The sequence below is a fragment of the Chamaesiphon sp. GL140_3_metabinner_50 genome, assembly GCF_025361915.1.
GTDB lineage: Bacteria > Cyanobacteriota > Cyanobacteriia > Cyanobacteriales > Chamaesiphonaceae > Chamaesiphon.
The window spans coordinates 1-14,697 of the sequence record NZ_JANYJC010000169.1 but is presented as its reverse complement, the minus strand read 5'-3'; the positions used below and the strand labels follow the sequence as shown (position 1 = coordinate 14,697).

The window sequence follows — 14,697 nt, the reverse complement described above, 5'->3', positions numbered from 1 at the left end:
CTCAAGCACATCAGCTCGTCGGTACAGATGCGATCGCGGTAGATCCCGAACTCGAAGCATTACTCGCAGGGACGATCTCGATTACCCTCGCCGACTGCGAAAGTTTAATTCAAGCATATTTAGGAGATCGATCGATCTACGATGACGATCGACTCATCGAAGCAATTAGCGGTTTAATTTATAGCGATGGCGATGTCGCAGTCGCCGAAGCAAAACTCTTAACCAATATTCAATCTCAACCATCTTCTGACTTGCCAGCAAGACAGCCACTACTCGCCAAAATTCAACAGCTCTATCAAAATTGGCGCACTAAAATCGATACATAAACAGCTAATAGTATTGGGCGTAAGTAAAGTTACTATTTAGCGGGGAGCGGGGAGACAGGGAGACTGGGAGACTGGATAGATTTTTAATCCTTCTTACTCCTTACTCCTTACTCCTTACTTCTTACTCCCAACTCCCAACTCCCATCTCCCATCTCCTAACTCCATGACTCGTTCCCTATCTAACCGAGATTTTCTCTCGCAAATTCAAGCTATATTTGCTAGCGAAACCTGCTTATATATCGTCAAACGATCGCTCCAAGCGATCTTGACTTTATTCTTGGCTTCAATCTTATGCTTTGCCATCATTCAGTTATCGCCAGGTAACTTTCTCGATACGCTCAAGCAAAACCCTAAAATTACACCCCAACGGATCGAAGAACTCGAACAGCTATTTGGATTGAGTCCTAAAAAAGACTTGTTAACCATATCTCAACAATATTTAAAGTGGTTATGGCAAGCATTTCAAGGCAACTTAGGTTTGAGTATGCTCTACTTCCAACCCGTAACCACATTGATCGGACAGCGCATCAGAGCCACACTAGAACTTGCGATCGCATCAATTATCTTGACATGGGCGATCGCCATTCCCTTAGGGATTATCGGTGCAGTCAATCAAAACAAATTTATCGATAAATTCTTGCGCGTACTCAGTTATACAGCCCAAGGATTTCCAAGTTTTGTGACTTCATTATCGTTATTAGTAGTTGCTCAAATTTGTTCGCCGCTCTTACCAGTAGGTGGTAGAACTAGCATTAATCATGGCGAAATGTCGGCGATCGGACAATTATTTGATATCCTTTGGCACATGATTTTACCGACGATCGCGTTAACGATTACCGGATTCGCTGGACTGCAACGGATTACGCGCGGTGAATTATTAGATGTTCTACGTCAAGACTATATTCAAACCGCTAGGGCTAAAGGTTTATCTGAAAATCGAGTGATTTACGTCCACGCATTACGAAATGCAATTAACCCATTAGTAACATTACTCGGCTTTGAATTTGCTAGTTTACTCGGTGGTGCTTTTATTGCTGAGTTTTTCTTTAATTGGCCGGGACTCGGTAAACTAATTTTAGCAGCGGTGACCGCTAAAGATATTTATTTGGTAATGGGTAGTTTGATGATTGGAGCGGTGATGTTAATTATTGGTAATTTGATCGCCGACTTACTCCTGAAGTTTGTCGATCCACGTATTAAATTAGCAGATCTTAAATAACGTCAGTTTTTCCTGTCGGAGAGGCTACACTAACGGGATAAAGATTTCGCAAAATGACTCTTGGCTCCGTTCCTGCACCGCCCTCAAATGAAGTTCGGGGCGGTGCAGGAACGAAGCAGATCGATTTTCCTTAACCCGAACTCAGGTTAAATAATTAATTGCTACCTATATAACCACGATTTCAACCTTGGGTATTTATTTTAACAGCGTTGATATCTCATTCCTGGTAACTGTTCGATCGAGCCGAGCAATTCTAATTGCAATAACCTACTCGAAACAGTCGCCACTGGTAACTGAGCTTTCGATACCAAATCGTCAAAATCGATCGGATCGTCACCAACTAACAGCCAGATTTGGTGAAGATCGGGAGCTAATTCTATCGCGGGAGCATTAACTTTCGCTATAGCTGGAGCGAGATCGAGCTGTGGCATTAACGGTAATTGAAGTTGCCGGGAATCGAGTTGAGGGATGGAAGAGAGTAATTCGAGGAGATGTTTCAAGCCTAGAATCGGCTGTGCGCCGCGACTGAGTAGCCCCAGACAGCCGAGTGCATTGGGGTTGTCGATCGCGCCAGGAAGGATGTATACATCGCGGTTGAAGTCATTGGCTTGATAAGCAGTAATCAGCGCGCCCGACTTAACCGGAGCCTCAATCACGATCGTCACGCGACTCAATCCGGCAATAATTCGATTACGTGCGGGAAAATGAGGTCGATTTGGTTGCGTTCCTGCTGAATATTCGCTGACAATTAAACCATGCTGTTGAATGTCTGCGGCAAGCTGGTGATTGCTCGGCGGATAAACAACATCGACACCAGTACCAATGACAGCGATCGTTTTCCCGCCAGCTTCCAAGCAGGCTTTGTGCGCCTCAGTATCGACACCCAGAGCCATCCCTGAGACGATCGTAAACCCGTTTTTTGCCAAGCAGGTACTAATTTCGCGCGCCCACTTAATGCCATATTTGGAAGGCTCGCGAGTACCGACGATTCCGATCGTTAAATCTCCCGGTTGTTGAATTGTAGCGACTTGCCCTCGGTAATATAAAACGCCCGGAGCCGAGGGAATTTCGGCCAGGAGGCGGGGATAATCGGTATCGCTACGCGCCCACCAGTTAGGGTCGTCGATCGTCTGTCGAGCGAGCAATTTGACGGGATCGATTTTGGCGCGAGCCGCCAAAATTTCGGCACCCGACAGTGCGCCGACACCATAAATCTGAAGTATTTTTTCGTCAGGGGCGTGCCATGCCGCTTCAAGGCTGCCAAATTGCTGGTACAATCGATCGACTAAAATCGGCCCGACACCATTAACTTTCGACCAAGCCAACCAATAAATCCGTTCTTGTGACATCCGATCGATTCCAGGTTCGTTCGACTTATTATGCCCAGAATTTTAGGTTTTGGAGCGGGGGGACGGGGGGACTGGGAGGAGAAACTAAGGAACGCAGTTCCAATGCCTAAAGCCTATTAAAAATCCAGTATTTAGAGATCTGCACAAATCGACCGACAGATCGATATGATAGTGAGCGATTAGGTTGCTGGAGAGCTTAATCCGTTAATATTTAGAGCGTGCCTTGGTAGATGCATTCTTTTTACCGATCGTTATACGTTGTGCAGGTGGCATTTTGACCGAACCTATTTATTTTGAACGAGAGCGTTACGATCTACCTATACCGATGTTTGAGGTTAATCCTCATGCTGCGTCTGGGGAAACTACTTTCATCCAAACCCAAGATTTATCAGAGCAGCAACGCTTAATTTTTCAAGCTTTACAGCAGGTATTTAGTCCGCTGGGGGTGAGATTTGAGTTTTCGCTCCAACATCAGCCGCAGATGGCTGAATTTACCAGCGACGAGGCACAGACTACGTTTCAGTCGGCTGATGCCTACTGGCAAATTTTAGAGTATCGGCTCTGGATTAGGTGTTACGCGCAAACGGCTTTAGACTCTCAACTAATTTCCGAACCGCTGACTAAAAGCCTTCGCAGCCTGAATTTTCAGCACTTTCAAGATGCGATCGTCCAGTTTTCGAGGTTTTCGGCACGAGTAGCCACGGGTAAGCAAATTCCTGATTGGCGATTGCGGATCGATCTGACACCACCGACTGTTAGGCTTAGGAGTTGGGCGCGGTGGGGTGATGTGCAAGCGATCGTTAAATTGCTAAATATGGCTCTAGCACCTGAAGAAATTCAGGTGAGTGCGGTCTTGAAAAATCTCACATTACAGATTTTTTGTACGCTTAAAAATTCGCAGTCGGCGAGATTTCCTGCCAAAAAGATCGTCCTCGATACGATCGCGCCACTACTAATTTCGCTCACACCTCAAGGCATTCAAGGAGCTACAATTCATGGTATTCAATCTCAACCCGATTTAGTCGGACAGATAGATGAGCCGCCCGTATGGATTCACTGGCTCGATTTACCTGCTTTAGGTAATCCAAATTATTCCCCAACACCGATTACCATTGCCGCACGCGGCGATGAAGAAGCACTGAGATTCATTCTCGAACGATTGCTCAATCCCGATCTCGAACGGTGTTTTGAAAGTGGCGGAATTAATATCTCCCTGCTACTACAGCCGCCGCTGCTTCATGTGATGAGCGAAGCGCCGATCTGCCCGATTCAAAGTCAAGTTGCCACGACTGTTGTGAAGGTGATTAGGCAATTACAATTGCCAGCAATTAGGGGCTTACGCGTCCACGGACGCATCTCTGGGCAGTCGATCTCCCGTTGGACTTATGGGGTAGATTTTGATGCGCCACAGCTCATTTTACCCCCGATCGTCACACCACCTCCAGCACAGCCCCCACGTTTCGATCGAGAGCAGGTCGATTGGAGCCAAAAGATCGCTGTATACCTGGCGAATACCGAAATTTGGCAACCCCAATTGACGATCGAAAAAGCTAGTCAATTGGTTTATCACCCTCGTTTTAAATGGCAACCATCGCTACTGTTATTAGCCATAGGATTGGGCTTGACGATCGGCAGCGATTTTGCGATTAAATATGCATTAGCCTCCAGAAATCTCACCGTTCATTCAGCCACAACTAACGCGCAATTATCATTTAATAACCCCCTACTCGAACAGAAATTAGCTCAATATCAGTTGCGCTGCTTGCAACATGGCGTACCCGATGTATTGATCGTTGGTAGTTCTCGCGCCTTACGGGGTGTCGATCCGGAAGTATTACGACGCAGTTTGGTCGATCGCGGTTATACCAATCCTAAACTCTATAATTTTGGAATTAATGGTGCCACCGCTCAAGTTGTCGATCTAATTTTACGGCAATTACTAACACCTCAGCAGTTACCAAAATTAGTAATTTGGGCGGATGGTGCGAGAGCATTTAATAGCGGTCGAATCGATCGCACTTATGATGCAATTGCGACATCCGATCGCTATCGACAATTAGCGTTAATGTCGGGAAGTAATGACGATAATTCATCGCTATCTCAAGCGCAATCTTCTTTCCAAAATACTTATAAGGCGATCGATAATGCCTTCGATCGTCGCTTAGATCGATTGTCACCAGCTTATCACCATCGCGATCGACTTAAAAGTTGGTTGCAGTCTAAAATCCCCGCAACGCTCCAAATTTCCGATCGCAATAATACCACGATCGATATCGACTCGGCGGCATTACTTGATGCGAATGAAGATAAACATCACCCCCGTGAAATTGATTTCGATGGCTTCCTCGCGATCGATCTACAATTCGATCCGGCTACTTACTACCAGAAATATACTAAAGTTACTGGCGATAGCGATGGCGATTATGCCAATTTTCAATTATTAGGGCTTCAGCAACGCGCTCTCGATCGGACGATTGAGTTATTAGCAAGTCATAAGATCCCATTGGTATTTGTCAACCTGCCGTTATCAGATATTTACTTAGATAAAGTTCGTCGTCAACATGAAGTTACTTTTAAAGAATACATGCAAAAATCAATGGATTCGCAGCAACTAACTTTTGTCGATATGGATGGTGTTTTAGACCAAAATTACGATCGCTTTTCCGATCCCAGTCATCTCAATCAAATTGGCGCGAGCGATGTCAGTAGGTATCTAGCACGAATCGAAGGAATCCCCTGGAAAGGAGCATCGGTTATCAAAGCTAACAGCAATCTCAAATAGCTACTTCCTTTCCATTATAAGAGTATAGATGCCAGTTAAAATTAGACATCTTTTTTAAACCGCAGAGGCGCAGCGATTTGTGCACGCCTCTGTTCCCCGACGGTTTAACAAATCAAGACAGAGGGCGCAGAGAACATAGAGCAAAGAGAAGACTAATCTCCTTAAAGTGGAAAGGGAGTATCTACCATTCACTATCCACTATCCACTATTCATTATCCACTATCCACCATCAATGAAATTCATATCGCCTGCGTATGCGATTTTTCTGTGCATCACCTTAATATTTTATTGGGGAATAGCCAAACAGCAAAACCAGAAGTTATGGGTAATAGTAATCTCTAGTATCGGCTTCTATATTTCTTTTCGGCAACTTCAATATTTCCCAGTAATTTTAGCCATGATTCTGGCAAATTATTGGATTGGAAAAATATTACTGGAAAGCCAGATTATTGAATATAAAGAAATTCAAGATCGACTGGGCGATGACTACTTTTGGCGATGGTTACCGAGAGGAAAACAGCAGCGACAAAGAGTTTTAATTGCTGGAATTGTTTTTAATATCTTATTGTTAATCGCTGCTAAATATATTCCATTTATAGTCAGTATTTTTGCTCCGATAAATCCGACCGAAATTCAGCCACTAGCGATATGGCTCAAAGCTAATTTTTTACCGCCTTTAGGTATTTCTTTTCTCAGTTTTGAATCAGCGGCTTATCTAATCGATGTTTACAAAGGCAGTCCCGCAACTGGAAATTTACTTAAATATGCCGCATATAAATCATTTTTCCCCAAGCTAGTATCGGGGCCAATTACTCATTATCATCAATTTGCACCACAATTAAATAACTTACGGTTTCCGACGATCGAACGGTTGACAGAAGCAGGCTGGCTGATTGCCAACGGTGCGATTAAAAAAACATTAATTGCCGATAATTTAGCAATATTTGTCAAGCTAGTTTTCGATCCAAATAATCTCGATCGCGCCGGGAGCATCGATCTCTGGTTGGCAATTTTTGCCTATGGTTTACAACTGTATTTAGATTTTAGCGGTTATGTAGATATTGTCTTAGGAACGGCTATTTTGTTTGGCGTAAATTTACCGACAAACTTTAATTTTCCCTATATGAGTACCAGTATCGCTGATTTTTGGCGGAGGTGGCATATCAGTCTGGGAAATTGGTTACGCGACTATATTTATTTTCCCTTGGGTGGTTCGCGCTTGGGATTGCTCCGCACTTGTCTTAATTTATTTCTACTGATGTTAATTTCTGGACTTTGGCATGGTGCAGACTGGGGCTATATTGTCTGGGGTGCGATTCATGGTAGCGCGCTCGTCATCCATCGATTGACTCACACATTATCGGAGCGAATCGAATCGCTAGCCAGATTTTGGCGGAGTAGTTTAGGTAATGTTGTTGGCTGGTTTTTGACTCAATTATTAGTATTTGTCACTTGGATTTGGTTTCGACTTCCAAGTCTTGCCCAGTCTAATTTAGTATTTCAACATCTGTGGGGATATCCCCGCGATGCTCAGTTTGCAACTAAGATATATGTCGAAAATCTCAAGTTAGCCGATAGTCAAATGTTATTAATTCTCATCGGCATTACCCTAGCTATGATGCTTGCATATCTATTCGATCGCGTGTTGAAATTAAACTTTAATTGGCATCTCAAATTAACTTTAATTCCGCTGTGTCTGTATATTGTCTGGCTATTATCTCCGGCTGAAAGCTTGGCGTTTATTTATTTTGATTTCTAAAGTTTATTTAGCTCGGCTTTCCATCTTCAGTATCGATTTTTGTGGTGGTTTGAATTGGAGTAGCGGGGACATTTTGAGTCGGTGCGACTGCGGGAACAACTGTCGATTGAGGTGTTGGGGGAATTTTCGCCGCTGGTGGTGGAGTGGGAGTTCCTAATGGTGACGATGATACCGAAGCTGGTTTGACTTCGAGTGTAATCCAGGCTCGATCTTCTTCCGCAGCAACGAGTAGCGGTTGTGGTGGTTGCGGTGGTGTCGCAGATTGCGTGCGATCTGCTGGAGCTACTTTTCGTTCTATAGTTTTCGCCGGATCGAGATTGCTGGATGGTTGTGCTGGAGGGGAGGGAATATTTACAGCTTGCGAAATGTGATTCTCCAGAGGAGAGGCTCCGCCAACGGCTGCGGGAGCAGTTTTCCGTTCGACAGGCGCAGGTTTTACCAAATCGAGACTGCTAGGTGTTGGAATTGGGGGAGTACTTGCTGGAGCTGCTTTTCGCTCTCTAGGTGCAGCTTCTGTAACAATGGATGTAACTGGCGTGGTGAATTTATTAGCGGCTGTAGAAGTTGAATTAGAGGTAGTTTTAGCTGCCCGATCGGGTGTTGTAGCCGCTTTAGCAGGTACTCTGGTGTTAGCAAGTGGTGTTGATGCTGGCGCGGTATCGGTGGGTTTAGCGGCAGGTTTAGCAGCTTTAGGAATTGATTTATTTACACTACTTGGAATAGTAATTTGTTGGCTGAGTGGTTCTACTACTTGGCGGCGCAGATTGAAGATTTGCCATGTCAACCAGCCGAGCAGCACGACACTAGCAGTTTGTCCGACTAAAATACCACCCGTTACCTGATGAGCGTACAGCCACAAAAATAGGGCATAAAATAAGCCCACACCACTCCAAATAAAATCTTGTTTGCGATGGACTGCGGGTAAAAAGAAGGCGGCGAGATACAAACCAACACTACCAGTACCGACTACGACAGCTAAGATATATGCCAGCATTTTGATAGAACACTCCTACAAGCCAATGTCTCGAATTATATTCAGCATCTCATAATGTTGGTCTTGACGATCGCGATGTTAAACCAAGCGATCTCATCATCACGATCGCTACTAACCCAAGTTGCTAGTACAACCTACACAGATCGGGTAATTAGTCCGCGTAGGCGGACTTTGCAACATTAGCCACGACTTCCAGTCGTTGGCTTTCCAGTCAGAAATGAGAATTAAACTGTTGCAGCTACGGCTTCGACCTTGGCAGGTAATAACTCAATGTTGGTAAAGTTAAACTCGGTAGTCGTCGGTTGACCGTTTTCTTCAGCTTGGATAATCCGTTGGCGCAGAACTTGGTAATCGCCAGCTTGTTGATAATTATCTTCAAACACGATTTTACCGCTCTTGACTTCGCCCGTCGCCGGATCGGTATAGACCGAATCGTAACGATGAGACAGATAACCAGCACCAGTATCGTGACTACTGAAAGTATCGATCGTCACTCGAATGCCGTGAATAAGCCGATGGACGTGGCAAACTTCATTATTCCGAAGTTTATACCGATCGCCCTCAGATTTGCCGCCCATGAGGATTTCTACCGCACCTGTAGAGTCAGTTTCACCATAGCTAAAGGTATTTTTGCTATGAGTGTCGGCAAATGTCCGACGGACGCGATGGATGGCAACTTCGCGGAGTTGTCCCATAATAGAGTCACGAGCGTCCTTATCTTCTATTCCCATCACTTCTGCACTTAAATTGGCATTGACGACGATCGTTCCATTCAAAACCACATCGCCATGCTTAAACTCAACCGCCGCCTTGTAACCAGGAAAACCCGGCTCCCAAGTGTAGCGATTTTCGTATGCAGCCTGAAATAGCTCTTGCGCCGATTTTGATTCTGTCATCTTGCCTAAATGTGTTATTTGGTATTTAATCCCATTTAATCCCATTTTAGGGATTTTTTCCTGAATTTTCGCCCTGAGACGACCGGATGATGATAATTAAAGATGACTAGTCCAGATTTCCAACTATCGAGTGCGGACGCATCGGCGGTAGCAACTGCTTTCGCTGTCGAACGTCAGGTATTGACTCCCGAATTATCCCAATCGATCGCCGACAAAGAAAAAATCGCCGCTGGACTGTTATTGTGGTTATCACTCGCGATCGGTTGCACTATTGCCAACGTTTACATCGAGAGTATCGATCGAATTTATCCACCCGGACGCAATGGCGGCTTAATTGATTTTAAAGTAGTTTGTCTGGTACCCGATCGCTCTCAAATTCACCTGGGGATTTGCATTTTACCATTTACCGATCCCGAACTGGTGAGTGAAGCTTGCACGAGATTGCTAGTATATAAGGATTTTGGACTCGATCGATTGTGCCTACTCCGCCAAGCCGATTTAATGACCGATGTTCGGCTATTACCACTATGTTTGCCTAAGTTATTATCTCCCGATATCGGCGGTCATTTTATTCCGCTTAAATCTAAGGATCTTTTAACTGTACTAGCAATGTTGTCGGTATTCAAACACAAGCACCAACACGAACTTACTACCCAAATGATTCGCACTTACATATTACAAACAGAGCCTCCATCTAAAAGCGGATTAATTCATAATATTCTTACTACCGCACAGTACTAGGCTTTAGGTTTTAGGTTTTAGGTTTTAGGTTTTAGGTTTTAGGTTTTAGGTTTTAGGCTTTGGAACTCCCATCTCCCCTCTCCCCGCTCCCCGCTCCCCGCTCTAACAATGGATATCCTTGAAATTCTGCGTCAAGACTATGCTAAATTCCCGCTCGATCAAAATTATGATATTTATGCTGAAGATGTCTATTTTCAAGATCCAACATCGAAGTTTCGGGGACTGAACCGCTATCGAAAAACGATCGCATTCATTCAAAAATGGTTCAAAAATCCCCATCTAGAACTACTAGAAATTCAGCGGATCGATCGACTAATAACTACCCGGTGGTCGTTAAGCTGGAATACACCCCTACCCTGGGAACCCCGGATTGCGATTACGGGTAGGAGTGAATTATTAGTCAACGATTTAGAGTTAATTACCAGCCATATCGACTATTGGGATCGATCTGTATTAGATGTTGTGAAGCAGCATTTTAGGGGATAGGGGATAGGGAATAGATATTAGAAGTGTTCAAACTCCTTAGGGACTTGCGTAGAAATAACATCCCAGATATTTGTCGGTTTAGGTTGTGCCTACGACAGCCTGCTGTAGGCACAACCTAAACCGACTGGTAATTTATTAAATTGCAAGCCCCTTACTTCTTACTCCTTACTTTCTACTTATTCCGTTGCGACCAAACCCGCGTTGGTAAACCCCAAACATAGATAAAGCCTTCAGCAGCTTTATGATCGAACTTGTCGTCAGCACCGTAGGTAGCCAAGTCCATGTCGTAGAGACTATTGCTAGACTTGCGACCGACAATGACCGCATTGCCCTTAAATAGCTTGATCCGGATGGTGCCAGAGACTCGTGCTTGGGTTTGCTCGATAAAAGCATCTAAGGCAGCTTTAAGCGGCGAATACCACAGACCGTTATAAACCATTTTGCTGTAGGTTTCTTCGATGCTGCGTTTGTATTGGGTGACATCGCCTGTGAGGGTGAGGCTTTCTAGTTCCCGATGTGCCTGGATTAGGACAGATAAAGCGGGAACTTCGTAAATTTCTCGCGATTTAATGCCTACCAAACGGTTTTCCACCATGTCGATGCGACCGATACCATGATTGCCGACGAGTTGATTCAATCGAGTAATTAGGGCGACCGGATCGAGTGCTACGCTGTTAACACTGACTGGAATACCTCGATCGAAGCCAATTTCGATATATTCTGGCTCGTTAGGGGTATTCTCGATCGCTTTTGTGAGTGCGTAAACTTCTTCGAGTGGCTCCACCCAAGGATCTTCGAGTGGGCCAGCTTCAACGCTGCGTCCGAGTAAGTTAAGATCGACACTGTAAGGTGAAGATTTTTTAACGGGTGAGGGAATACCGCATTTTTCACCGTAGGCGATCGTTTCTTCGCGGCTCATGCCCCATTCCCGTGCGGGGGCTAGCACTTTTAAGTTAGGATTGAGGGCAGCGATCGAAACATCAAACCTGACTTGATCGTTACCTTTGCCAGTACAACCGTGTGCGACTGCATCTGCACCATACTCAGCCGCTGCTTCTACTAGCAATTTGGCAATCAATGGACGCGCTAGCGCAGTCGAGAGCGGATAGCGATTTTCGTACAAAGCATTTGCTTTGAGTGCGGGAAAAGCATAATCGGTAATAAAACTTTCCGTCGCTTTAGCCACGAGCGAGACACTAGCACCTGAGTTTAGAGCTTTTTGACGAATTGGTTCTAATTCGTCTCCCTGTCCCAAATCTGCGGCGAGAGTAATTACTTCTTCGACACCCCATTCTTGCTTGAGGTAGGGAATGCAGACAGAGGTGTCTACTCCACCAGAATAAGCAAGCACGACTTTTTTAGCACGACCCATAAGTAGTTAATCTAATGTAACGAGTCTTTATTATCTAGTGAATGGTGTTTGGTGGATAGTAGCTGACGAACAATCTGAGATCTAGATGACCGGAAAGAGCGCGTGTCAGCTAATCGATAATATGTCCAAATTTTACAAACGATCGGCTCAATGCGACTTCTCGGTAAGATTTAGTCTTCGTCCCAACCTTCAACTTCGAGGAGATCGCTGACTGGATCTTGGAGGGTAAAACCGAATTCTAATAATTCATTTTTCCAGTGTTGCCATTTGTCGCCATACAAAAAGGCAATTTTCCAAATTCGATCGCTAGGATTCAGAATCTTGGAAGCTACCAAAGATTCTACCTGACGTTGCATTTTCACCATCGGGTGAAGCACTTGCTGGGTCATAGATGAAGATTTAATTGTTTGAATGCTTGAGTGAAACTAACTTCGCGCTAAATACTCGATCGAGCGCGGTAAGATAATGCTTTAAAAAGTTCGCTCTTATATTTGTACCGTATAACTACGAATATTGTCAAACTTTATTTTACCAAAGATCTCGATCGGAATAAAATAAATAATCTCAAAATATCAATCGATCTATTTATTCTTCGATAAATATACCCGATCGCAATGTCTTACCTTACTATGACACGGAACCGATTGCCAAAGGCAGGTCTTCTCGTGAAGGAGAGGTAGAGCAGGGAACGAGCGACGGACTAAGGTATTTGCAAACTCAGCCAGGTAATTGCGATGCCTAAGATCGAACCAGCAATCACTTGGACGGGAGTATGTCCCAATAGTTCTTTGAGCTTTTCCTCATTAAATTTATGATCTTCAGAAAATAATTCATCGACCATTTGATTGAGAATCCGTGCTTGTTTGCCAGCAGCTTGACGAACTCCCGCCGCATCGTACATCACAATGATTGCAAAAATTACGGCGATCGCAAATTCGGCACTTTTCCAGCCCAAACTTTGTCCGACTCCAGTAGCTAGAGCAGTTACTAATGCCGAATGCGCGCTGGGCATTCCACCTGTGGTCGTCAATACTTTAGCACTAACCTTACCATTTTGGATCGTATCGATAATCAGTTTGAGTACCTGCGCGATCAGACAAGCAGCAATGGCTACTAGTAAAATTCGGTTATCGAGAATCAGACCGATATCGTTAATGAGAGGGGTTGTTTTATTCACCACGCAAGTGACCTAAATTGAGAGGAGAACTGAAATAGTAGCAAATGCCAATCGCAAGTTGGATTTCAACCATTGACATTGACATAACAACTTGACTGGAGCGAGAAGCCGAACCAGGTGAAATTGTCGGTCTCGATCTGACGTTGGCGTAGCCTTGCCTTTGGCAAATCGCTTAAATTAATTTTTTCGATCGGTAATATAATCAGCTAATGCTTGGAGCGGTCGCGCTCGATCTCCAAATTCAGCCAAGATGGTTTTAGCCTCAGCTACCAGTTTATCAGCTTGGTGTCTAGATTCTTCTAATCCCCACAGTTTAGGATAGGTCGCTTTTTGAGCTTGTAAATCTTTGCCTGCTGTTTTACCCAATTCGGCTTGGGTGGCGGTGATATCGAGAATATCGTCGATAATTTGGAATGCTAATCCAATATTGTGGGCAAATTTGGTTAATTTTTCGATTTCTAATTCGGTTGCGCCTGCTAAAATTGCCCCGCCAACTACCGATGATTTAAACAACGCGCCTGTTTTATGATTGTGGATGTACATCAGCGTCTCGATCGAAATCTCGGCATTGCCTTCGGATTCTAAATCGACAACTTGCCCGCCGACTAAACCATCGGCACCGACGGCTCTGGCTAAATGAGCGATGGCACGCAGGACGCGATCGGCACTGACTCCGTGCGTGTGGGTGGCGATATACTCGAAGGCATAAGCCAGTAAGCCATCTCCCGCGAGAATGGCAATATCCTCGCCATATACTTTGTGGTTTGTCAATTTACCCCGCCGATAATCATCATTATCCATCGCTGGAAGATCGTCATGAATCAGCGACATGGTATGAATCATTTCTAGCGCGCAAGCCATCGGCATCGCTACATCGGGATTGCCACCAACTGCTTCACAGCTAGCCAAGCACAAAATCGGGCGCAGACGCTTGCCGCCAGCTAACAATGAGTACCTCATGGCTGCATAGATTGTATCGGGGTAGCCGGGGCGAATAGCGGCATCTAGAGCCGCTTCTACCTTAGGCTGTCGATCGGCTAGATATGCTTTAAGATCGAAGGCGGCGATCGTCGAGATTAAATCCTGGTTGCTAGTCATTGGTGCTAGAAAGTGGGGCGCGAGATCGCAACCGTCGATCGGTTCGAGATCCTTGTCTCAACTATTTTACGAGGCTTTGGTTCTTTTTAGGAGATGGGAGGGCGGAGATGGGAGATGGGAGAGGGAAGTAAGAAGTAAGGAGTAAGAAGTAAGGAGTAAGGAGTAAGGAGGATTTGAAATTTACCTCTTCTTTGTACTTTCCAAATCTCTTATCCTTTTTACACCCCCATCTCTCTTGAAAAGGTGCTTCACTTGGGGAAACCCCAAAAACGCACTTTTCGCTCCCATCTCCGTTCTCCCATCTCCTTACTCCCATCTCCATTGGTTGACAAAAAACGCCAAACCCGCACTAATTAAGGGTACTGTAAGATTATCTAAGCCCCATTGTGCGATCGATTCGATGGCGGTGGCGGCGATGGCGACGGGGATGCCTACTAGCCAGGTTTGCCAAATATTACCTTGAACGGTTAATAAAACGATCGCGACAATAACATAACT

Annotated in this window: 13 protein-coding genes and 1 pseudogene; 6 read left to right on the top strand and 8 right to left on the bottom strand. The window is 44.9% G+C overall.

Features of this window, described 5'->3' with window-relative positions; translation table 11 throughout:
* Window positions 1–326 (top strand): hypothetical protein (locus Q0R35_RS08665; RefSeq protein WP_295616224.1); only part of this gene is annotated, 326 nt, incomplete at its 5' end.
* 163 nt (window positions 327–489) lie between these two features.
* Window positions 490–1,545 (top strand): ABC transporter permease, encoded by a 1,056-nt coding sequence (locus tag Q0R35_RS08660; RefSeq protein ID WP_295616222.1) that lies wholly within the window; start codon window positions 490–492, stop codon window positions 1,543–1,545.
* Between the two features lie 200 nt (window positions 1,546–1,745).
* On the opposite strand, the gene dprA is transcribed toward Q0R35_RS08660, so the two are convergent.
* Complete coding sequence (gene dprA / locus Q0R35_RS08655; protein ID WP_295616219.1) at window positions 1,746–2,894, bottom strand: DNA-processing protein DprA; 1,149 nt, start codon at window positions 2,892–2,894, stop codon at window positions 1,746–1,748.
* Between the two features lie 274 nt (window positions 2,895–3,168).
* Between dprA and Q0R35_RS08650 the strand changes: the two genes are divergently transcribed.
* The gene (locus Q0R35_RS08650; RefSeq protein ID WP_295616216.1) at window positions 3,169–5,676 is read left to right on the top strand and encodes a hypothetical protein; all 2,508 of its coding nucleotides are present in this window, start codon (window positions 3,169–3,171) and stop codon (window positions 5,674–5,676) included.
* A 232-nt stretch (window positions 5,677–5,908) separates the two neighbouring features.
* Complete coding sequence (locus Q0R35_RS08645) at window positions 5,909–7,435, top strand: MBOAT family O-acyltransferase (protein WP_295616211.1); 1,527 nt, start codon at window positions 5,909–5,911, stop codon at window positions 7,433–7,435.
* A gap of 7 nt (window positions 7,436–7,442) precedes the next feature.
* On the opposite strand, the gene Q0R35_RS08640 is transcribed toward Q0R35_RS08645, so the two are convergent.
* A complete protein-coding gene (locus Q0R35_RS08640; RefSeq protein WP_295616208.1) occupies window positions 7,443–8,429 on the bottom strand; it encodes a Ycf66 family protein in 987 nt (328 codons plus the stop codon).
* Between the two features lie 224 nt (window positions 8,430–8,653).
* Window positions 8,654–9,325 (bottom strand): DUF3386 domain-containing protein, encoded by a 672-nt coding sequence (locus tag Q0R35_RS08635; protein ID WP_295616205.1) that lies wholly within the window; start codon window positions 9,323–9,325, stop codon window positions 8,654–8,656.
* 102 nt (window positions 9,326–9,427) lie between these two features.
* On the opposite strand from Q0R35_RS08635, the gene Q0R35_RS08630 reads away from it, so the two are divergent.
* Both Q0R35_RS08630 and Q0R35_RS08625 read left to right on the top strand, forming a co-directional pair.
* Complete coding sequence (locus Q0R35_RS08630; RefSeq protein ID WP_295616202.1) at window positions 9,428–10,066, top strand: hypothetical protein; 639 nt, start codon at window positions 9,428–9,430, stop codon at window positions 10,064–10,066.
* 108 nt (window positions 10,067–10,174) lie between these two features.
* Entirely contained in the window at window positions 10,175–10,552 is a 378-nt protein-coding gene (locus tag Q0R35_RS08625) for a DUF2358 domain-containing protein (RefSeq protein WP_295616198.1), read from the top strand.
* Between the two features lie 172 nt (window positions 10,553–10,724).
* On the opposite strand, the gene Q0R35_RS08620 is transcribed toward Q0R35_RS08625, so the two are convergent.
* The 5 genes and pseudogenes from Q0R35_RS08620 to Q0R35_RS08600 all read right to left on the bottom strand — a co-directional run.
* Complete coding sequence (locus Q0R35_RS08620) at window positions 10,725–11,924, bottom strand: argininosuccinate synthase (protein ID WP_295616195.1); 1,200 nt, start codon at window positions 11,922–11,924, stop codon at window positions 10,725–10,727.
* A 170-nt stretch (window positions 11,925–12,094) separates the two neighbouring features.
* Entirely contained in the window at window positions 12,095–12,313 is a 219-nt protein-coding gene (locus Q0R35_RS08615; protein WP_295616192.1) for a DUF4327 family protein, read from the bottom strand.
* A 311-nt stretch (window positions 12,314–12,624) separates the two neighbouring features.
* Complete coding sequence (locus tag Q0R35_RS08610; RefSeq protein ID WP_295616227.1) at window positions 12,625–13,080, bottom strand: divergent PAP2 family protein; 456 nt, start codon at window positions 13,078–13,080, stop codon at window positions 12,625–12,627.
* A 198-nt stretch (window positions 13,081–13,278) separates the two neighbouring features.
* Window positions 13,279–14,199 carry a geranylgeranyl diphosphate synthase CrtE gene (crtE, locus tag Q0R35_RS08605; protein WP_295616189.1) on the bottom strand — a complete coding sequence of 307 codons (921 nt, stop codon included), beginning with the start codon at window positions 14,197–14,199 and terminating at the stop codon, window positions 13,279–13,281.
* Between the two features lie 306 nt (window positions 14,200–14,505).
* Window positions 14,506–14,697, bottom strand: a pseudogene (locus tag Q0R35_RS08600) (phosphatidate cytidylyltransferase); the annotation flags it as partial.